This is a genomic window from Modicisalibacter radicis, assembly GCF_900961225.1.
In the GTDB taxonomy this organism is placed as follows: Bacteria; Pseudomonadota; Gammaproteobacteria; order Pseudomonadales; family Halomonadaceae; genus Modicisalibacter.
Genome location: NZ_CAAHFN010000054.1, coordinates 52068 through 72389 on the forward strand (window position 1 = coordinate 52068; position 20322 = coordinate 72389).

Here is a 20322-nt window from a genome sequence, read left to right on the forward strand (position 1 = left end):
GGGTGAGTCTACCGAACTGCCGGGCCGCGCCCAAGCGGTGATTCAACGCCCGCCGGCGGACGCCTCGTCGAGACGGGCGGCGGCTTCGAGCAACTGAACATGGCGCGCCAGCGCGGGCTCGGCGCCGAACTGGATATAGCCGAGCAGGCTCAACGCGGCCACGCCGCACAACAGCGCCACCACCAGGCGCCGGCCGGCACGCGCCGGGCGCAACGGCGTTTCCGGCGAGCCAGGAGGCGCTGCGCGATCGGCATCGAGCAATGCCCGTTCGAGTTCCAGACAGCCGGCGGCGTGAGCGGCGGCATCGATTTCGCCACGCGCCCGCACGCCGTCCAGCGCGGCGCGGCGCCGACGGTACTCCGCCAGGTGACGGTGCCGCGCCGCAGCATGCTCGGCCGCGAGCGCATCGCGCTCGGCGCCGGCATGGCGCAGCGGCACTACCAGCAGCCACAGTGCCGGCGCCAGCAACAGCGCCAGCCCCAGCCACAACAGCGCGCTCATCGGCGCACCTCGAGGCGGTCGCGGGTCGCCCCGGGCTCGTCACGGGACACCAGCTCGGCGAGTCGCTCGCGCTCGGTAGCGCTCAAGGGCACGACTCGCCGGGCCCGGCGGCGCACCAGCATCGCGAGCACCAGCGCGCCGATCGCCACCAGCGCCGCCGGGACGCCCCACAGCGGCCAGGTACGGGGCGCCGGGCGCGGGTCGTAGCGCACGTACTCGCCGAACCGGGCGACCAGGAAATCGCGTATCTCGGCGTCGCTGCGCCCGTCGCGCAGCAGGGCGGCGACCCGCTCGCGCATGTCGCCGGCGATCGGCGCATCGGAGTCGGCGATCGTCTGATTGGGGCATTGCGGGCAGCGCAGTTCCTCGGCCAGCGCGACATAGCGCTCGCCCAGCGCCGGATCGTCGAACGCGCGCACCTCGACCGCCGCCGGCGACGCTGTCGCGAGCAGCGTCAGGCACAACGCCAGCGCCCCGACGAGCGGCCGGCTCATGGTTGGCTTCGCCACTGTTTCACTCTGGCCAGAATCACCTGCAAGGCCTCCTCGGTGTCGAGCGCGCCGACATGGTGGTAGCGAATCACGCCTTGCGCGTCGACCAGGAACGTCTCCGGCGCGCCATAGACGCCCAGCTCGAACCCCAGCTTACCCGACGGATCGTGGATGGTGGCCTCGAAGGGATCGCCGAACTCGCCGAGGAACGCGTTCGCCGCAGCGCGCCCATCCTTGTAGTTGACACCGACCAGACGCACGCCGCGCGCGGCCAGGGCCGCGAGCTGCGGCATCTCCACCCGGCAGGCCGCGCACCACGAGGCCCAGACGTTGACCAGCGTGACCCGTCCGGTCAGCAGCGAGCGGTCGAGCGATCTCGCCGGGTCCGCCAGCGCGGGCAGCTCGAAGGCGGGGAACGCTTCGCCGAGCCGGGCCGAGTCGCGCCCGTCGGGCGCCGTCGCCAGACTCGACCAGAACAGCACCGCCAACGCCGCGAACAGCCCCAGCGGGATGAGCAGTACCAGCCGCCTGTTCATGACCGCACGTCCTCGCGCCCCGGCGCAGGCACGCCATGGCGTCGCTGGTGCCGGTCTTGGCGGTAGCGCCGATCGAGCACCGCCAGCGCGGCACCCAGCGCCATCATCAGCGCCCCCAGCCATAGCCAGCGCACCATCGGCTTGTACTGGATGCGCAGGGACCAGGCGTCGCGGCCCAGCGGCTCGCCCAGGGCGACGTAGAGATCGCGCAGCAATCCGGGGCGCAGGGCGACCTCGGTCATGGGCCTGGCGCGCGCGGTGTAGCGGCGCTTCTCGGGGTGCAGGGTGTAGAGCCGACGGCCGTCGCGCGCCACCGCCAGGGTCGCCCGGTCGGCGACGTAGTTGGCGCCGTGGCGCTCGTCGAGGGCCTCGAGGGTGAAGCCGTAGCCAGCCACCGCGACACGTTCGCCGAGCGCCAGGCGCACGTTGCGCTCGACGCTGTAATTCGACACCACCGTGACGCCGACGATGGTCACCGCCAGCCCCAGGTGTGCCAGCCACATGCCCCAGTAGCCGGGCGTCAGCCGCGACAGCCCGGCCCGCCAGGTGGCGCCCCGTCGCAGCTTGCCGAGCAGGTCGCGGGCCAGCGACAGCATCAGCCACAGGGCCAGGGTCAGGCCCAGCGACACGCCGAGATTCCAGCGACCGGCATAGACCAGCGGCAGCATCGCGCCGAGCGCCAGCGCGAGCAGGCCGGCACCGGCCAGCCGCCGCCACAGCTCGCGTGCCGGCATGCGCTTCCAGCGCGCCAGCGGGCCCAGCCCCATGAACAGGCACAGCAGCGCCACCAGCGGCACGAAGACGGTGTTGAAGTAGGGCGCGCCGACGCTGACCGTGCCCAGTCCCAGCGCCTCGAGAATCAGCGGGTAGAGCGTGCCCAGCAGCACGCTGACGGTCATCGTCACCAGCAGCAGGTTGTTGATCAGCAGCAGCGCATCGCGGGACAGCCAGTCGAAACCGGTGAAGTCGGCGCGTGGCGCGCGCAGCGCGAACAGCAACAGCGAGGCGCCCACCGTCAGCCCCAGCAGGGCCAGGATGAAGGCGCCGCGGGCCGGATCGGTGGCGAAGGCATGCACCGAGCCGAGTATCCCCGAGCGCACCAGGAAGGTGCCCAGCAGCGACAGCGAGAACGTGGCGACCGCCAGCAGCAGCGTCCAGCTCTTGAAACCGCCCCGCTTGTCGGTCACCGCCAGCGAGTGGATCAGCGCGGTGCCGGCCAGCCACGGCAGCAGCGAGGCGTTCTCCACCGGGTCCCAGAACCACCAGCCGCCCCAGCCCAGTTCGTAGTAGGCCCACCAGCTGCCCAGCGCGATGCCCAGGGTGAGAAACGCCCAGGCGAGATGGGTCCAGGGCCGCACCCAGCGCGTCCAGGCGCTGTCGAGGCGCCCCTCGAGCAGCGCGGCGATGGCGAAGGCGAAGACCACCGAAAAGCCCACATAGCCCATGTAGAGCAGCGGCGGATGGACGATCAGGCCGACGTCCTGGAGCAGCGGGTTGAGGTCGGCGCCCTCGGCCGGGATCGCCGGCAGCCGTCGCTCGAAAGGGTTCGACGTCAGCAGGATGAACAGCAGGAAGCCGCTGCCGACCAGGCCCATCACGCCGAGCACCCGGGCCAGCATGACACGCGGCAGGCCCCGCGCCAGGCGGCTGACGGCGAAGCCCCAGCCGGCCAGGATCAGGCTCCACAGCAGCATCGAGCCCTCGTGGCTGGCCCATGCCGCGGTGGCCTTGTAGTACCAGGGCAGCCGGGTGTTGGAGTTGTCGGCAACGTAGGCGACGCTGAAGTCGTCGAACAGGAAGCTCGCCGTCAGGCAGCCGAAGGCGACCAGCACGAACGCGAACTGGCCGGCGGCCATCGGCCGGGCGTAGGCCATCCACAACGGCCGGCTTGTCGCGGCGCCGGCCAGCGGCACGCCGGCCTGCACCAGCGCCAGCAGCAGCGCCAGGATCAGCGCGAACTGGCCGTATTCGGGGATCAGCCGGACCAGCAGGGTGGTGGCGTTCACGGCGGCCCGCCCGTCTCGGCCAGCGCCGCGGCGACCTCGGGCGGCATGTAGGTCTCGTCGTGCCTGGCAAGTACCCGGGCGGCATCGAAGCCGCCATCGCCGGCCAGTTCGCCGATCACCACCACCCCCTGCCCCTCGCGGAACAGGTCCGGCAGGATGCCGCGATAGTGCACGCGCAGCGACGCCGCCCGATCGGTGACGCTGAAGGCCACGGCCAGGCCCTGCGGCTCACGGACCACGCTGCCCGCCTCGACCAGCCCGCCGACGCGGATGCGGCGTTGCGATGGCGCCTCGCCGGCGGCGATCTGGCCGGGTGTGAAGAACAGGTCGATATTGCTGCGCAACGCATAGAGGGTCAGCCCCACGGCGCTGGCCGCCAGGACCAGCCCGGCCAGTACCAGGGCGAGACGCTGGCTACGCGGGGTCATGCGCATCCCGCTTGTCCTCCATGCCGCCGCGCCGCGCGGGGCGACGCAGCGCGTCCAGCACCCGGCGACGCTCGCGGCGGGCATGCAGCGCACAGCCGGCCAGCACCGCCAGGGCCAGCGCCCAGGCCGGCCACACGTAGCGCGCATCGCCGCCCATGGCCAGCCACGCCTGCAGCGCATCGAGGCTCATCGGGCCGCCTTTCCGGTCGTGCGCGCCACGCGCTCCCGGACCCAGCGCGTGCGCGACTCGCGGCGCAGGATCTCGCTGCGGGTGCGGGTCAGCGCCAGGGCCACGAAGAAGGCGTAGAAGCCCGCCACCATGACCAGCAGCGGCAGCCACATGCTGGCCGGCATGCTCGGCGGCCGGACCAGGCTGAACGTCGCCGCCTGATGCAGGGTCTGCCACCAGTCCACCGAGAACTTGATGATCGGCACGTTGACCACGCCGACCAGCGCCAGCAGCGCAGAGGCCCGCGCGCCGCTCTCCGCGGCCGTGTAGGCACCGCGCAGGGCGATCACCCCGAGATACAGGAACAGCTGGATCAGCATCGAAGTCAGGCGCGCATCCCACACCCACCAGGTGCCCCAGGTGGGCAGCCCCCACAGCGCGCCCGAGACCAGCGCCAGCAGGGTCATCAGCGCGCCGAAGGGCGCGATCGCCGCGGCCAGCATGTCGGCGAGCTTGATTCGCCAGACCAGGAAGACGCCGCCGGCCGCGGCGAGCAGCACGAAGACCGACTGCGCGAGCAGCGCCGTCGGCACGTGCACGTAGAGGATGCGCACGCTGTCGCCCTGCTGGTAGTCGGCGGGGGCCCAGACCAGCCCCCACAGGCTGCCGGCCAGCAACAAGGCGATGGCCAGCGCCCAGCACCACGGCTGCAGGCGACCGGCGACGGCGTAGAAGATAGCGGGGGAACCGAGTCTGTGAATCGCGCGCCACATGCGCTGCCCTCAACCGTTGATCGCGATACGAAGCGCCGCGGCGATCGCCCAGGGCGCCAGCAACAGCGCCAGCGCCAGCAGCGCCCCCAGCAGCGCCAGGTGAGCCCCGAACGCGCCGCCGACCAGCGCCGCCTGGGCCGCGCCGGCGCCGAAGATCAGTACCGGCACGAACAGCGGCAGCACCAGCACCGACAGCAGCAGCCCGCCACGCGCCAGCCCCACGGTGAGCGCCGCGCCGATCGCCCCGATCAGACTCAGGCTGGCGCTGCCCAGCGCCAGCGAGACGGCCAGCGGCAGATAACTGCCCGCCGGCAAGGCCAGCAACACGCCCAGCAGGGGCGCCAGCAACGCCAGCGGCAGGCCGCCGACCAGCCAGTGCGCCAGCACCTTGGCGAGCACCAGCGCGGCCAGCGGCTGGGGGGCGAGCAGCATCTGCTCCAGGCTGCCATCGGCATGATCGTCGCGAAACAGCGCCTCCAGCGACAGCAGCGTCGCCAGCAGCGCGGTGACCCACAACAGCCCCGGCGCGAGTCCCGCCAGCCGCTCGGGCTGCACCGTCAGGCCCAGCGGAAACAGCGCGATCACCAGCGCGAAGAAGGTCAGCGGGGCCAGTGTCTCGCCGCGCCGACGCCCGGCGCGACGCAGCTCGCGGCCCAGGGTCGCGGCCCAGGCGGTCGCCAGCCCCGTGTCGGCATCGCCGGCGCCCATTCAGACCGCGACCTCGTCCGGCCGCGGCGATTCGCCCAGGGCCAGCCGCGACATCGCCACGGTCAGCGCCGGGACATGGTGGCTGGCCAGCACAACAGCGCCCCCGGCGCGCACGTGCGCGCTCAGGCGCTCCTCGAGCAGGTTCGCCGCGTCACGATCGAGGGCCGTGAAGGGTTCGTCGAGCAGCCACAGCGGGGCACTCGTCAGCGTCAGCCGCGCCAGGGCGACGCGTCGCCGCTGGCCGGCCGACAGCTGCCCCGCCGGGATGCCCGCGCCCTCGCCCAGGCCCCAGTCCTCGAGCGCCGCCAGCCGCGCGTCATCATCGCCCCGTTCGCCGCGAAGGGCCTGGTACCAGGCGAGCGTCTCGAGGGGCGTCAGCGACGCCGCAACGCCCGGCGCATGGCCCATATAGAGCAGGTTGGCGCGCAGGGCCCGCGCGCCGTGGCGCAGTACCCGCCCGCACCAGGCGAGTTCACCGGCCTGCGGCGGCAACTGGCCGGCGAGCATCCTGAGCAGGGTGCTCTTGCCGCTGCCGTTGGGCCCGCTCACCAGCAGGCAATCGCCGTCCGCGACGGACAGCCCGAGGCCTGCGAACAGGCGCTGGCCGTCGCGTTCGCAGTCCAGACCGCGAGCCTCGAGGCGAAATGACACCGGCGTCTCCTGGCTGACAACTCCGTGGGCGACTTTACACGCTCGGCGTAAACGCGACCAGCAGCAGGCCTCGGGCGGGCTCCGCGACCGTCCGCCTTCAACGTTGGTCGCGGTTCATTTGCCCGCCTCGCCGGGCTTGCTATGATGCGGCATTGCCGTGGACGAGGGTTCCCCCTTCGCCCCGACGGCATCGCACTCGAGGGAGAGGGTCATGCAGCACGCCACACCGCACTTTCTGCAACGCCAGCCCAACCTGCCGCTCAACGACGGCGCCTGGGAGGCGGTCGACGCGACCGACCTGGTCGAGATTCCGCTGCTCGGCCAGGTCGCCGCCGGCCTGCCGATCGAGGCCTGCCCCGACACCAGCACGGTGTCGATCCCCTCGCGCATGGTGCGCCGCAATACCTACGCCCTGCGGGTGCGCGGCAATTCGATGATCGACTGCAACATCTTCGATGGCGACGTGATCATCATCGAGCGTCAGGAGAGTGCCGAGAACGGCGAGACCGCGGTGGTGATGATCAACGACCAGGAAGTCACCCTGAAGAAGCTCTACATCGACAAGTCCGGGGTACGCCTGCAACCGGCCAACGCCAGCATGCCGCCCATCTACCTGAAGAACGACGACGTGCAGGTACTGGGGCTGGTGATGGGCGTGATGCGCCAGCCTAGTATCGCGGCCTGATGCGCTACCCGGTGCCGCGTCTCGGCGAGGGCGAAATCCACCAGGCCGAGATCGAGATCGAGCGCAGCCGGTTCATCGCCTGGCTCTGCCACGCCCCCGATATCGCCGCGTTCGAGGCCCTGCTGGCCCGGGCGCACAGCCGCCATCCCGATGCCAGCCACCACTGCAGCGCCTTCGTCGCCGGTCCGCCCGGCGAGCAGACGGCGATCGGCTTCTCCGACGACGGCGAGCCCGGCGGTACCGCCGGGCGGCCGATGTTCCAGGTGCTCGACGGCAGCGGCCTGGGCCAGATCGGCTGCGTGGTGACGCGCTACTTCGGCGGCACCAAGCTGGGCACCGGCGGGCTGGTGCGCGCCTACTCGCAGGCCGTGCAGACGGCGCTTGCGAGCCTGCCACGGCGCGACTTCACCGAACGCCGCACCCGACGCCTCAAGGTCGACTTCGCCGGCGAGGCCGAGGCCCGCGCCTGGCTGACCAGCCACGACATCCCCGTCGAGGCCGCCGACTACGATGGCGACGGCGTCACCCTCGACGTCGGCTGGCCGAGCGATGCGCCGCTCGATCTGACGGCCCTCGAGTCCCGACTCAAGGGCCGCATCGCCCTGCTCGACTGATAAGACCGATTCTTGAACGGTCGTCACGAGCGATGACGAGGCAAGGCGAAACGCATCGAAAAAGCGCAGTTTACTTGGGGTGTAAATGAGCATTTTGATGATGCGTTTCAACACAGCCTCGTCGAGCGCAGTAGACCGTTAGCCCAGATACTTGATCATCACCCCCGCAGCCACCGCCGAGCCGATCACCCCGGCGACGTTGGGCCCCATGGCATGCATCAGCAGGAAGTTCTGGGGGTTGTAGTCGAGCCCCACCTTGTTCGACACCCGCGCCGCCATGGGAACCGCCGAGACCCCCGCCGAACCGATCAACGGGTTGATCGGCATCCTGCTCACGCCATTCATCAGCTTGGCCATCAGCACCCCGCAGGCGGTACCGATGCCGAAGGCGACCACCCCCAGGCCGAGGATGCCCAGCGTCTCCAGCGCCAGGAACTTGTCGGCCTGCAGCTTGGAACCCACCGACAGTCCCAGGAAGATGGTGGTGATGTTGATCAGCGCGTTCTGCGCGGTGTCGGAAAGGCGCTCGACCACCCCGCTCTCGCGCATCAGGTTGCCGAAGCAGAACATCCCCAGCAGCGGCGCGGCGTCGGGCAGGAACAGCACCACCAGCAGCAACAGCACCAGCGGAAAGAGGATCTTCTCGAGCCTGGACACCGGGCGCAGCTGGGTCATGACGATCCGGCGCTCCCTGGCGGTGGTCAGGGCGCGCATGATCGGCGGCTGGATCAGCGGCACCAGCGCCATGTAGGAGTACGACGCCACGGCGATCGCCCCCAGCAGCTCCGGCGCCAGCAGGCTCGAGACGTAGATCGAGGTGGGTCCGTCGGCGCCGCCGATGATGCCGATCGCCGCGGCCTGCTCGAGCGAGAAATCCATCCAGCCCAGCGTCGTCATGCCCACCGCGCCGAGCAGCGTGGCGAAGATGCCGAACTGCGCCGCCGCGCCCAGAAACAGCGTGCGCGGATTGGCCAGCAGCGGGCCGAAGTCGGTCATCGCGCCGACGCCCATGAAGATCACCAGCGGCGCGACCCCGGAGGCGATCGCCACGCTGTAGAAGCTGTAGAGCATGCCATCGTTGAAACCGGCGCCCACCGCCAGATCGTCGGCGGCGCGCAATGCCTGCGGTGCGCTGCCGGCGTGCAGCGCGTCGCCGAGCGCGTGGCGCCAGCTCTCGATGCCGGCCGCCGGGTCGAGGGTGACGCCCAGGACCTCGGCGAAACGCTCCAGCAGCGCCGCCGAGCCCAGGTGCACGGCCTGCTCGGCGGCCGACAGCGCCAGCCCTGCCTCGGGAATGTTGGCGAGGATGCCGCCGAAGCCGATCGGCACCAGCAGCAGCGGCTCGAACTTCTTGTTGATCGCCAGGAACAGCAGCAACAGGCCGACGCCGATCATCGCCGCCTGGCCCGGGCTCAGGTTGTAGAGCCCCGAGCCCTGCCAAAGGCTGAGTAGTCTATCCATGCGTGGTCGTCCTCAGAGTTCGATCAGCGTGTCGCCGGCGGCGACGCTGTCGCCCTCCTTGACCTTGACCGCCGAGACCGTGCCGGCCTCGGCGGCGCGCACCTCGGTCTCCATCTTCATCGCCTCGAGGATGATCACCACGTCGCCCTCGGCGACGCGATCGCCGGCCTGGACGTTGACCTTGAAGATGTTGCCCGACAGCGGCGCGTCGATGCTGGCCCCGCTGCCGGCGGACGGCGCGGCAGGCGGTGCGGCGCTTCCGGTGGCATCGTCACTCGCCTGAACGCGGTCGATCTCGCCGCCCTCGGCGACCTCGACCACGTACTGCTTGCCGTTGACGGTGAGGGTGTAGGTTTCGGGCTCGCCCGGCGACGCCACGCGGGGCCTGGAGTCGGCGTCTTGCGCGTCGTCCGCCGGTGAGGGCTGCGTGTCGGCAGCCTGCGGCGCCGGTTCGAACGCTTCGGGATCGTCGCGATTGCGCAGAAACTTGAGGCCGATCTGCGGGAACAGCGCGTAGGTCAGCACGTCGTCGATCTCGCGCTCGCCCTCTTCCAGACGGATGCCCTCCTCCCTGGCCTTGGCGCGCAGCTCGTCGGTCAAGCGGTCCATCTCCGGTGCCAGGTTATCGGCCGGGCGGCAGGTGATCGGCTCGCCGCCATCGAGCACTCGCCGCTGCAGGGCCTCGTCGAAGGCCGCCGGGGCGCTGCCGTATTCGCCCTTGAGCAGCGCCTGGACCTCCTTGGAGATCGACTTGTATCGGCTGCCCATCATCACGTTCATCACCGCCTGGGTGCCGACGATCTGCGAGGTCGGCGTGACCAGCGGGATGTAGCCCAGGTCCTGGCGCACCCTGGGGATCTCGAGCAGCACCTCGTCGAGCTTGTCGGCGGCGTTCTGTTCCTTGAGCTGCCCCTCCATGTTGGTCAGCATGCCCCCCGGCACCTGGGCGACCAGGATCCGCGAGTCGATGCCCTTCAGCGAGCCCTCGAAGGCGGCGTACTTCTTGCGCACCTCGCGGAAGTAGCCGGCGATATCCTCGAGCAGTTCGAGATCGAGCCCGGTATCTCGCCCGGTTCCCTGGAGGATCGCCACCACCGATTCGGTGGGGCTGTGACCGTAGGTCATCGACATCGACGAGATCGCCGTGTCGACGTTGTCGATGCCCGCCTCGACCGCCTTGAGAATGGTCGCGGTGGACAGCCCGGTGGTGGCGTGACAATGCAGCTGGACGGGAATCGACAGCTGCGCCTTGAGCCGCGATACCAGCTCGAAGGCGGTATAGGGCGTCAACAGGCCGGCCATGTCCTTGACCGCGATGGAGTGAGCGCCCATTTCGGCGAGGCGCTCGGCGAGCTCCACCCAGCCCTCGAGGGTGTGCACCGGGCTGACCGTGTAGGACAGCGTGCCCTGGGCGTGGCCGCCATGATCGATCACCGACTTGAGCGGGCGCTCGAGGTTGCGCGGGTCGTTCATGGCGTCGAACACCCGGAACACGTCGACGCCGTTGGCCCGCGCGCGCGCCACGAAGCGATCCACCACGTCGTCGGCGTAGTGACGATAGCCCAGCAGGTTCTGGGCACGCAGCAGCATCTGCTGCGGGGTGTTGGGCATCGCTTCCTTGAGCGCCCGGATACGCGCCCAGGGATCCTCGCCGAGATAGCGGATGCAGGCGTCGAAGGTCGCCCCGCCCCAGGATTCCAGCGACCAGAAGCCCACCCGATCGAGCTTCTCGGCGATCGGCAGCATATCCTCCAGGCGCAGGCGGGTGGCGAACAGCGACTGGTGCGCGTCGCGCAGTACCACGTCGGTAATGCCCAGCGGGCGTCGTTCGTCGGTCATGAGTCGATCCCTTGTCATTGTCCGGAAAAGGCGCGGCGGGCCGTGCCGTGCATTCAGCGCCGATGCCGACGGCGATGACGATGCACGGCGGCGGCGATCACGGCCATCAGCTCGCCGTCGTCGTCCGCCGCCGGCGGGCGGCGCGAAGGCGCCTCGTCGGCCACCGGCGCCGGCGCCCAGCGTGTCACCGCACGCGACATCAGCGTGGTGGCGATCACCAGCAGCGTCAGGAAAACGAACACGAAGCCCATGCCGAAGCCCATCAGGCCGAGACCCTCGTTCAACAGTTGCTGATCGTCCATCCGTTGATCCTCTCGCTTATCCGGCGGCGTCGGCTGCGGTGCGCCGCATTCTGACTGATACAATAACCTGCCTGAACGTCAGGTCCATGCAATCACACCATGGTTGGGTTTACTTGTGGTTAATTTACTACATCCAGGACGTCTGGGCCTGGCGCCCATGGAGGGCGTCATCGATGCCGTCACCCGCGACCTGCTGACCCGGGAAGAGGGCCTCGACTGGACGGTGACCGAATTCGTGCGGGTGGTCGACACGCGACTGCCGCCGCGGGTGTTCTACAAGCATTGCCTCGAGCTGCACCCGGAGGCCCGTCGGGCAGGGGCTCAGGACGCGGTGACCACGCCCAGCGGCGTGCCGGTGCACCTGCAGTTGCTGGGCTCCGACCCCGCGGCGCTGGCCGCCAACGCCCGGCAGGCGCTGCGCCTGGGCGCCATCGGCCTGGACCTCAATTTCGGCTGCCCGGCCAAGACCGTCAACCGCCACGACGGCGGCGCTTCGCTGCTGCGCGACCCCCGGCGGGTCCAGCGTGTCGTGTCGGCGGTGAGCGAGGCGGTCGGCGATCAGATACCGGTGACCGCCAAGATTCGCCTGGGCTTCGCCGACCGGCGCCTTGCGCTGGCCTGCGCCCAGGCCGCCGAGGATGGCGGCGCCCGCCACCTGGTGGTCCATGCGCGCACCCGCAACGAGGGCTACCGGCCACCGGCGCACTGGGAGTGGATCGCGCGCATCCGTCACCACCTGACGATCCCGGTGATCGCCAACGGCGATATCTGGACGCTTGCCGATTACTGGAAGGCGCGCAGCCTGTCGGGCTGCGAGGACGTGATGCTGGGCCGCGCGGTGCTTGCCGATCCCGGCCTGCCGGCGCGCATTCGCCACTGGCAGCGCTGCGGCGAACAGTTGCCGGCGACGACCTGGCGCCACCGTGCGGCCATTCTCGACGCCTATGCCCATCGCCAGCGCGCCACGCTGCCCGACAAGGTGGTGGTGGCGCTGCTGAAGCAGTGGCTCAACCAGATGCGCGGCCGCGATGGCGAAGCCGCCCGGCGCTTCCAGGCACTGCGCCGCGAGACGCGCCTGACGCCGTTTCTCGCCGGCCTGCACGCCGAACCCGGCGGCCTGGCGCCCTCGACCGCGATCCCGGCGCTCGCCGACTGAGCCTTCGAGGCGGCACGCTGCTCCAGCCATCCGGAGCGGCCGTCCAGGGAAGGGAATGAACCGGTGGACTATAGGATAAAAAAAGAGGCGCACTGCCGGGCAGTGCGCCTCGAAACGACCGCTCGGGGCCGCCACCGATGTCGGCGGCGACCCTTGAAGCTGTCAAGGAAACCTCGAAAAGCGGGGGAGATCGTTCGTCGAGAAACCCCGGACAAAGAACATCCAACGAACGAAAATCCGCCCTCACCATGTATGGGAGGGCGGATCGGAATCTGGCGCGCCCGGGAGGATTCGAACCTCCGACCACCTGATTCGTAGTCAGGTACTCTATCCAGCTGAGCTACGGGCGCTGGTCAGTGCAACTTGCAACTTCATCGAACGGCGCCGCCTTCAAGGCGACTCGATGCCGAACGCGGGACAGACGCGCTCGAAGAACGTCTATCGGCGAAAAGATGGCGCGCCCGGGAGGATTCGAACCTCCGACCACCTGATTCGTAGTCAGGTACTCTATCCAGCTGAGCTACGGGCGCTTGTCGATACCGGCTATGCGGCCTCTTCACGCGTGTGTCGATGGTGCCTTCGAATGGCGGAGAGGGAGGGATTCGAACCCTCGATAGGGGTATAAGCCCTATACTCCCTTAGCAGGGGAGCGCCTTCAGCCACTCGGCCACCTCTCCCTCATCAACACGGCGCGTATGTTACCGTTTCTATTGAATCCTGTCCACCCTTGCCGGCGTTTTTTCGGCAAACGGCCTGCCTCGAACCGGATCAACAACGCTCCCAAACGTCCCGGAGCAGGCTTGGCAGACGAATGACGCGAGTCATGACAATCGGGCCAAGGATGCTCCCCGGATCATGCCTTGACCAACTATCGGGTCCCTGAATCGCTGTCGTCGCTACCGGTCTGTTCACGCTGGATGCGCTGGTAAATCTCTTCGCGATGGACGGCGACATCCTTGGGCGCATTGACGCCTATACGGACCTGATTACCTTTGACACCCAAAACGGTGACGGTAATCTCGTCACCGATCATGAGGGTCTCGCCGACTCGGCGGGTCAGGATGAGCATGACTGATCTCCTTTCAGACGTTCTTCCAACGGGATACGCGCGACTGTCACACGCCAAACGGAAAGGCGTGGCGCATGATTATGCGCCATACGCCCACCTGAGGCCAAATTCAGCGCAGCATGAAACCCTATAACCACGTTGAATGAAAGGCTCGTGCGGACCCGCTTGCGACTCCTTGCTCCCTACTAGCGTAGAACGCAAGCCGCGTTCCGCGTCGCTTCACTCGCTTTCGATGTCGTCCTTGTCGAGGCCGAACGCCTTGTGCAGGGCGCGTACCGCAAGTTCCATGTGCTTCTCGTCGATCACCACGGAGATCTTGATCTCGGACGTGGAGACCATGCGGATATTGATGTTCTCGTCGGACAGCACGCGGAACATCTTCGAGGCGACACCGGCATGGGAGCGCATGCCGACCCCGACCAGCGAGACCTTGGCGATGTTGTCGTCGGCGCGCAGCTCGCCCTCGCCCAGGGAGGGGATGACCTCGTCCTGGAGAATGCGCTGGGTCTGCTTGAAGTCGCCCTTGGCCACGGTGAAGGTGAAGTCGGTGTAATTGCCGGTGGGCGCCACGTTCTGGACGATCATGTCGACTTCGATGTTGGCGTCGGCGATCGGCCCCAGGATACGCGAGGCGACGCCCGGCACGTCCGGGGTGTTGAGCAGGGTCAGCTTGGCTTCGTTGGCGGTAAAGGCGATACCGGAAATCAGCGGCTCTTCCATGGAATCCTCTTCTTGATCTGAATCAGCGACGATCAGGGTGCCGGCGCCCTCCTCGAAACTCGAGAGCACGCGCAACGGCACGTTGTACTTGCCGGCGAACTCGACGGCGCGAATCTGCAATACCTTGGAGCCCAGGCTGGCCAGCTCGAGCATCTCCTCGACGGTGATCGACTCCAGGCGACGCGCCTTGGAGCAGACCCGCGGATCGGTGGTGTAGACGCCGTCGACGTCGGTATAGATCTGGCACTCGTCGGCACCCAGGGCAGCCGCCAGGGCGACGCCGGTGGTGTCCGAGCCACCCCGCCCCAGGGTGGTGATGTTGCCCTCTTCGTCGATCCCCTGGAAGCCGGCGACCACCACCACCTGGCCCTCGTCGAGGTCCTGGCGCAGCTCGTCGGTCTCGATGCGCTGGATGCGCGCCTTGGTATGCGCGCTGTCGGTCTGGATGCCGACCTGGCCGCCGGTGTAGGACGTCGCCGGCACGCCAAGCTTGTGCAGGGCCATGGCCAGCAGCGAGCTGGTGACCTGCTCGCCGGTGGACACCAGCATGTCCATCTCGCGCGGCGTCGGCTCGTCGTTGATCTGGCCGGCAAGCTCGATCAACCGGTTGGTTTCGCCACTCATCGCCGAGACCACGACCACCACCTGATGCCCGTCGTCACGGTAGCGTTTGACTTTATCGGCGACCGCCTTGATGCGCTCGACCGAGCCCACCGAGGTACCGCCGAATTTCTGTACGTATAGCGCCATGGTGTCTATCCGTGTCGTGAATGTGAGGTTCCCATCTCCAGGGCCGGCGCCCGAAAGGGCCGGGGCGAAGCACCGCATGGCCCTGGAGCGATTCTAGCCCAGCTGGCCTGCAAGCCAATCCGGAACGCTGGCCAGTGCCTGCGGCAGCGCCGCGGCATCGTTGCCGCCGGCCTGGGCCATGTCGGCGCGCCCGCCGCCCTTGCCGCCGACCTGGGCGGCGACATGGTTGACCAGCTCGCCGGCCCTGACGCGGCCGGTGAGGTCGTCGGTGACCCCGGCGATCAGGCTGACCTTGCCGCCATCGGCGGCGCCCAGCACCAGCACGCCCGAGCCCAGCTTGTTCTTGAGCTGGTCCATCAGGCCGCGCAGCTCCTTGCCGGAGACGCCTTCGACCTGCTTGGCCAGCACCCGCACGCCGGCGACTTCGCGCGCCTCGGCGAGCATGTCGCTGCTCGCCGCGCTGGCCAGCTTGGCCTTGAGCCGCTCGAGTTCCTTCTCCAGGGTGCGGTTGCGCTCGAGCAGCGTCTCGACGCGCTCCTCGAGCTGCTCCGGCTTGGCCTTGACGCGTTCGGCGAGGCGCATGACCCGGGCTTCCTGTTCGCGGAAGTAGGCCAGCGCGCCCTCGCCTGTCACCGCCTCGATGCGCCGCACGCCGGCGGCGATGCCGGTTTCGGCCAGCACGTGAAAAGCGCCGATGTCGCCGCTGCGGGCCACGTGGGTGCCGCCGCACAGCTCGATGGAGAAGTCGTCGGCGCCGATGGTCAGCACGCGCACGCTGTCGCTGTACTTGGCCTCGAACAACGCCGCCGCGCCCTTGGCCTTGGCCTCGTCGAGGGTCATCTGCTGGATGCGCGTGTCGGCGTTGGCCAGCACCTGGCGATTGACGATCGCCTCGACCTCGGCGAGCTGCTCGGCGGTCATCGCCTCGAAGTGGCTGAAGTCGAAGCGCAGCCGCTCGGCGGTGACCAGCGAGCCCTTCTGCTGGACGTGCTCGCCGAGCACCTGCTTGAGCGCCTTGTGCAGCAGGTGGGTCGCCGAGTGGTTGCGCATGATCGCCGCGCGCAGCGAGGCGTCGACCCGCGGCGCCACTGTCGCGCCCACCGCCAGGCGACCTTCGCGCAGCACACCGTGGTGCAGATGGTGGCCGGCCTGCTTCTGGGTGTCGTCGACCTCGAAGCGCAGGCCGTCGGCCTCGAGATAGCCGCTGTCGCCGACCTGGCCACCGGACTCGCCGTAGAACGGCGTGCGATCGAGCACCACCACCCCGCGCTGGCCCGCCTCGAGCGCGGCCAGGGCGTTGCCCGCCTCGTCGACCAGCGCAGTGACCCGCGCCTCGTCGTCGAGCCGCTCGTAGCCGGTGAAGGCGGTCTCGCCCTCGACCTCGATCGAGGCGCTGTAGTCGGCGCCGAACTGGCTGGCCGCCCGGGCGCGCTCGCGCTGCGCCTCGAGTTCGCGCTGGAAGCCGGCTTCGTCGAGGGTCACGCCGCGCTCGCGGCAGATGTCGGCGGTGAGGTCGAAGGGAAAGCCGTAGGTGTCGTAGAGCTTGAATACCGTCTCGCCGGCCAGCACTTCGCCGTCGAGTTCGCTCAAGGCGTCCTCGAGCAGGCCCATGCCATGGTCGAGCGTGCGGGCGAACTGCTCCTCTTCCTTGAGCAGGACCTTCTCGATCCGCCCACGTGCCTGGCGCAGTTCCGGATAGGCCTCGCCCATCTCGGCGTCCAGCGCGGCGACCAGCTTGTGGAAGAACGCTTCGCGGGCGCCCAGCTTGTGGCCATGGCGGATCGCCCGGCGGATGATCCGCCGCAGCACGTAGCCGCGGCCTTCGTTGGAGGGCAGCACGTCGTCGACGATCAGGAACGCGCAGGAGCGGATGTGATCGGCGATCACCCGCAGCGACGGCGCCTCGAGGTCGGCGTGGCCGATGATCTCGCCGGCGGCCTCGAGCAGGTTCTCGAACAGGTCGATCTGGTAGTTGGAGTGAACGCCCTGCAATACCGCGGCGACCCGCTCGAGGCCCATGCCGGTGTCGATCGAGGGCTTGGGCAGCGGATTAAGCGTGCCCCCGGCGTCGCGATCGAACTGCATGAACACCAGATTCCAGATCTCGATGTAGCGATCGCCGTCCTCCTCGGGGCTGCCCGGCGGGCCGCCCCAGACCTCGGGGCCGTGATCGAAGAAGATCTCCGAGGAGGGCCCGCAGGGGCCGGTGTCGCCCATCTGCCAGAAGTTGTCCTCGTCGAGCCTGGAGAAGCGCTCGGGGTCGATGCCGATCTCGTCCTTCCAGATCCTTTCGGCTTCGTCGTCGCTGACGTGGACGGTGACCCACAGCTTGTCGGCGGGCAGGCCCAGCCGCTCGGTCAGAAACGTCCAGGCGAAGCGGATGGCGTCGCGCTTGAAGTAGTCGCCGAAGCTGAAGTTGCCGAGCATCTCGAAGAAGGTGTGATGGCGCGCGGTATAGCCGACGTTGTCCAGGTCGTTGTGCTTGCCGCCGGCGCGCACGCAGCGCTGGGCCGAGGTCGCACGCACGTAGGGCCGCGGATCGCGGCCCAGGAAGACATCCTTGAACGGGACCATGCCGGCGTTGGTGAACAGCAGGGTGGGATCGTTGTCCGGCACCAGCGAGCTCGACGGCACGATGGTATGCCCCTGCTCTTCGAAGAAGGTCAGAAAGGCCTGTCTGATATCTGCGCTTTTCATGGCAAACCCGTGGCAATGTGATTGGAGCGCTGCGCTAACGACCGACCCACCCTGCGAATGGCTGGTTCAAGGGACGCGGTCTTCGCGAAACGTCGTGGCGCGTGTCGAAAATGGCGAAAAAATGACGTATCCAGCCGTCACATGCAGCCGTCGCAAGCGCACTAGTATAACGCGTTCAGCGTGGGACTAAAGGGAGGGGGCCCGAGGCGGCTCCGGCAGGGAGGGTCGCGAGGAACCCCGGAGGAAGGGCGTCGCGGCAGGCCATGGGAGCAAGGGCAAAGGACCGGCAGGTCGGCGCCGACGTCTCAGTCGGGCGCGTCCCAGGCATGCGCCAGCGCGTATTTCATCTGCTCGAAGTCGAAGCCGCGCCCGGCCAGGAAACGCTCGCGCCGGGCCCGCTCGCGCGGGGTGGCGCCCGGCCCGTCGAAGCGCTTGGCCAGTACCTCGCAGGCCAGCGCCGGCCAGTCCGTCCCGGCCTCGTCGAGCGCCGTGCGGGCCAGTTCGCGATCGATTCCCCGCTCGTTGAGCCCGGCGCGTACCTTCATCGGTCCCTGGCCGCGCGCCAGGCGCGAGCGCACGAAGCTTTCGGCGAAACGCGCATCGGACTGCAGCCCCTCGGCCTCGAGCGCGTCCAGCGTCTGCTGCACGCTTTCGGCATCGTGATGCCTGGCGGCTAGCCGCCCCGCCAGCTCGGCCCGCGAGTATTCGCGGCGCGCCAACAGGCGAATGGCGTCGTCTCGGGGGGTCGACTCGCTACCGGACATGACGGACATGCTCCGACGCGGCTGCTCGTCGCACGCTCACCGGCACTTTAAAGCAGTTCGTCCTGGTCTTCCTCGGCCGCCGCGGCCTGCGGCGCCTCGGGCTCTTCCTTGGCCTTGCCGTCGGTGACGTGGAGCAGCTGTTCGCGAATCTGGCTTTCGATCTCTTCCATGATCGCCGGGTTGTCCTCGAGATACTGCGCGGCGTTGGCCTTGCCCTGACCGATCTTGTTGCCCTTGTAGCTGTACCAGGCACCGGCCTTGTCGACCAGCTTGCACTGCACGCCCAGGTCGACCACCTCGCCGGCATGGTAGATGCCCTTGCCGTAGAGGATCTGGAACTCGGACTGGCGGAACGGCGGCGCGACCTTGTTCTTGACCACCTTGACGCGGGTCTCGTTGCCGGTCACCTCGTCGCCCTGCTTGACCGAGCCGGTGCGGCGAATGTCCAGGCGAACGCTGGAGTAGAACTTCAGCGCGTTACCGCCGGTGGTGGTCTCGGGGCTGCCGAACATCACGCCGATCTTCATGCGGATCTGGTTGATGAACACCACCATGCAGTTGGCGTTCTTGATGTTGCCGGTGATCTTGCGCAGCGCCTGGGACATCAGGCGCGCCTGCAGGCCGACGTGGGAGTCGCCCATCTCGCCCTCGATCTCGGCGCGCGGCGTCAGCGCCGCAACCGAGTCGATGACGATCACGTCGACCCCGCCGGAGCGCACCAGCATGTCGCAGATTTCCAGCGCCTGTTCGCCGTTGTCGGGCTGCGAGACCAGCAGGTCGTCGAGGTTGACGCCGAGCTTCTCGGCGTAGCTGGGGTCGAGCGCGTGCTCGGCATCGACGAACGCGCAGGTCTTGCCCTGCTTCTGCGCCTGGGCGATCACCGACAGGGTCAGCGTGGTCTTGCCCGAGGATTCGGGACCGAAGATCTCGACCACCCGCCCCAGCGGCAGACCGCCGATGCCCAGCGCGATATCCAGCCCCAGCGAGCCGGTGGATACCGACGGCATGGTGACCCGCGGCGTGTCGCCCAGGCGCATCACGGTACCCTTGCCGAATTGACGCTCGATCTGCGACAGCGCTGCGTTGAGCGCCTTGGAACGATTCTCGTCCTGTGCCATGAAGCCTCCTGAGTGAACGCGGGTAGCGGCCGGGCTGGATACCCGGCCGCCTACTGTATGGCTGAACAGTATTATGGCGAAAAAAACCTCTCCTGCCTATCCCTCGACGCGCGACGCGGCGTCGCCGTCGGCCGCCTCCAGGCGTTCGATCAACCCGGCCAGCGCCAGATGCACGGCCTGTTCGCGAATCGCCCGGCGGTCGCCGTCGAGCAGCCGACTCTCGCTGGCGCAGCCGCGCTCGTCGCCCCAGGCGAACCACACCAGCCCCACCGGCTTGTCGGGGGTTCCGCCCCCCGGCCCGGCGACGCCGCTGATCGCCACCCCGAGCGTGGCCCCGCTGTCCCGGCAGGCGCCGGCGACCATGGCCTCCACCGTCTCGCGGCTCACCGCGCCGTGACGTTCGATCAGCGCCGCCGGCACGCCCAGCAGGCGGGTCTTGGCGGCGTTGGAATAGGTCACGTAGCCGGTCTCGAAGTACGCCGAACTGCCGGCGACATCGGTGATGGCGCTGGCCACGCCGCCGCCGGTGCAGGATTCCGCCGCCGTGACGCTCGCCGTAGCGTGGCGGCATGCCTGCCCCAACCGCTCGGCCAACGTCTCGAGCGATTGTGCCTCAAGGCGGGGTAACGTCATGGCATCCTCCAGTCGATGGCCGGGCGCCGGCCCGTACGGAAGTCTAGGATAGTGACTTGTCCGGCGCTTTGCAGTCCCGCCCGCCGATCGGGCATGGCCAGCCTTCAGCGGAACACCGCACGCCCTCTTAAGCGTCGCGCGCCATTCGAACGTCCTCTTTCCACGCTTTTCCTGGCACTTCGGTAGGGGACAACGCGCTGACGCTAGCCGCTCAAATGCGTACAATAGCTCCTCGCGATCAGCCTGCAGCC

General features: G+C 68.7%; 21 protein-coding genes and 3 tRNA genes. 3 read left to right on the forward strand and 21 right to left on the reverse strand.

The genetic code is table 11. The features are described 5' to 3' along the window. Positions 1-42: 42 nt before the first annotated feature. The 9 genes from ccmI to ccmA are packed head-to-tail and all read right to left on the reverse strand — an operon-like array spanning position 43 to position 6263. Positions 43-501, reverse strand: coding sequence for a c-type cytochrome biogenesis protein CcmI (gene ccmI, locus HR9077_RS05840; RefSeq protein WP_136066088.1), 459 nt, complete (start codon positions 499-501; stop codon positions 43-45). Continuing rightward, the gene (locus tag HR9077_RS05845; RefSeq protein WP_136066090.1) at positions 498-995 is read right to left on the reverse strand and encodes a cytochrome c-type biogenesis protein; all 498 of its coding nucleotides are present in this window, start codon (positions 993-995) and stop codon (positions 498-500) included. The genes ccmI and HR9077_RS05845 overlap by 4 nt, the downstream gene beginning before the upstream one ends. After that, entirely contained in the window at positions 992-1528 is a 537-nt protein-coding gene (locus HR9077_RS05850; RefSeq protein WP_136066092.1) for a DsbE family thiol:disulfide interchange protein, read from the reverse strand. The genes HR9077_RS05845 and HR9077_RS05850 overlap by 4 nt, the downstream gene beginning before the upstream one ends. Then, a complete protein-coding gene (locus HR9077_RS05855) occupies positions 1525-3507 on the reverse strand; it encodes a heme lyase CcmF/NrfE family subunit (RefSeq protein ID WP_168380912.1) in 1983 nt (660 codons plus the stop codon). Before HR9077_RS05855 ends, HR9077_RS05850 begins: the two co-directional genes overlap by 4 nt. Before the next feature lie 23 nt (positions 3508-3530). Then, positions 3531-3962, reverse strand: a complete 432-nt coding sequence (ccmE, locus tag HR9077_RS05860) for a cytochrome c maturation protein CcmE (protein WP_136066392.1) — start codon at positions 3960-3962, stop codon at positions 3531-3533. After that, entirely contained in the window at positions 3949-4152 is a 204-nt protein-coding gene (gene ccmD / locus HR9077_RS05865; protein ID WP_136066093.1) for a heme exporter protein CcmD, read from the reverse strand. The genes ccmE and ccmD overlap by 14 nt, the downstream gene beginning before the upstream one ends. Beyond that, positions 4149-4904, reverse strand: coding sequence for a heme ABC transporter permease (locus tag HR9077_RS05870; protein WP_136066095.1), 756 nt, complete (start codon positions 4902-4904; stop codon positions 4149-4151). Before HR9077_RS05870 ends, ccmD begins: the two co-directional genes overlap by 4 nt. 9 nt (positions 4905-4913) lie before the next feature. Beyond that, complete coding sequence (gene ccmB / locus HR9077_RS05875; protein WP_136066097.1) at positions 4914-5612, reverse strand: heme exporter protein CcmB; 699 nt, start codon at positions 5610-5612, stop codon at positions 4914-4916. After that, positions 5613-6263 (reverse strand): cytochrome c biogenesis heme-transporting ATPase CcmA, encoded by a 651-nt coding sequence (ccmA, locus tag HR9077_RS05880; RefSeq protein WP_136066099.1) that lies wholly within the window; start codon positions 6261-6263, stop codon positions 5613-5615. Between the two features lie 211 nt (positions 6264-6474). Between ccmA and lexA the strand changes: the two genes are divergently transcribed. After that, positions 6475-6948 (forward strand): transcriptional repressor LexA, encoded by a 474-nt coding sequence (lexA, locus tag HR9077_RS05885; protein WP_136066101.1) that lies wholly within the window; start codon positions 6475-6477, stop codon positions 6946-6948. Beyond that, a complete protein-coding gene (locus tag HR9077_RS05890; protein WP_136066102.1) occupies positions 6948-7562 on the forward strand; it encodes an IMPACT family protein in 615 nt (204 codons plus the stop codon). The genes lexA and HR9077_RS05890 overlap by 1 nt, the downstream gene beginning before the upstream one ends. A gap of 138 nt (positions 7563-7700) precedes the next feature. Here the strand turns inward: HR9077_RS05890 and HR9077_RS05895 are convergent, their stop codons facing one another. Genes HR9077_RS05895 through HR9077_RS05905 form a run of 3 tightly spaced genes read right to left on the reverse strand, consistent with a single transcriptional unit; the run spans position 7701 to position 11164 of the window. Further along, complete coding sequence (locus HR9077_RS05895) at positions 7701-9023, reverse strand: sodium ion-translocating decarboxylase subunit beta (RefSeq protein ID WP_136066103.1); 1323 nt, start codon at positions 9021-9023, stop codon at positions 7701-7703. Positions 9024-9035: 12 nt separating this feature from the next. Next, positions 9036-10862 carry a sodium-extruding oxaloacetate decarboxylase subunit alpha gene (gene oadA / locus HR9077_RS05900; RefSeq protein WP_136066104.1) on the reverse strand — a complete coding sequence of 609 codons (1827 nt, stop codon included), beginning with the start codon at positions 10860-10862 and terminating at the stop codon, positions 9036-9038. A 53-nt stretch (positions 10863-10915) separates the two neighbouring features. Next, a complete protein-coding gene (locus tag HR9077_RS05905) occupies positions 10916-11164 on the reverse strand; it encodes an OadG family protein (protein WP_136066105.1) in 249 nt (82 codons plus the stop codon). 157 nt (positions 11165-11321) lie between these two features. Between HR9077_RS05905 and HR9077_RS05910 the strand changes: the two genes are divergently transcribed. Next, positions 11322-12320 (forward strand): tRNA dihydrouridine synthase, encoded by a 999-nt coding sequence (locus tag HR9077_RS05910; protein ID WP_136066393.1) that lies wholly within the window; start codon positions 11322-11324, stop codon positions 12318-12320. 273 nt (positions 12321-12593) lie between these two features. Here HR9077_RS05910 and HR9077_RS05915 read toward each other — a convergent pair. The 9 genes from HR9077_RS05915 to HR9077_RS05955 form a co-directional block, all read right to left on the reverse strand. Further along, a tRNA-Arg gene (locus tag HR9077_RS05915) sits at positions 12594-12670 on the reverse strand. A 103-nt stretch (positions 12671-12773) separates the two neighbouring features. Next, a tRNA-Arg gene (locus HR9077_RS05920) sits at positions 12774-12850 on the reverse strand. Between the two features lie 54 nt (positions 12851-12904). After that, a tRNA-Ser gene (locus HR9077_RS05925) sits at positions 12905-12997 on the reverse strand. A 191-nt stretch (positions 12998-13188) separates the two neighbouring features. Continuing rightward, on the reverse strand, positions 13189-13389 hold the full coding sequence (gene csrA / locus HR9077_RS05930; protein ID WP_136066106.1) for a carbon storage regulator CsrA: 201 nt from the start codon (positions 13387-13389) through the stop codon (positions 13189-13191). A 219-nt stretch (positions 13390-13608) separates the two neighbouring features. Continuing rightward, on the reverse strand, positions 13609-14859 hold the full coding sequence (locus HR9077_RS05935) for an aspartate kinase (protein ID WP_136066107.1): 1251 nt from the start codon (positions 14857-14859) through the stop codon (positions 13609-13611). Between the two features lie 93 nt (positions 14860-14952). Continuing rightward, complete coding sequence (gene alaS, locus HR9077_RS05940) at positions 14953-17556, reverse strand: alanine--tRNA ligase (RefSeq protein WP_136066108.1); 2604 nt, start codon at positions 17554-17556, stop codon at positions 14953-14955. A 305-nt stretch (positions 17557-17861) separates the two neighbouring features. After that, positions 17862-18320, reverse strand: coding sequence for a regulatory protein RecX (locus tag HR9077_RS05945; protein WP_210725871.1), 459 nt, complete (start codon positions 18318-18320; stop codon positions 17862-17864). 47 nt (positions 18321-18367) lie between these two features. Next, positions 18368-19438 (reverse strand): recombinase RecA, encoded by a 1071-nt coding sequence (gene recA / locus HR9077_RS05950; protein ID WP_136066110.1) that lies wholly within the window; start codon positions 19436-19438, stop codon positions 18368-18370. Between the two features lie 96 nt (positions 19439-19534). Further along, the gene (locus tag HR9077_RS05955) at positions 19535-20071 is read right to left on the reverse strand and encodes a CinA family protein (RefSeq protein ID WP_136066111.1); all 537 of its coding nucleotides are present in this window, start codon (positions 20069-20071) and stop codon (positions 19535-19537) included. Positions 20072-20322: the final 251 nt, after the last annotated feature.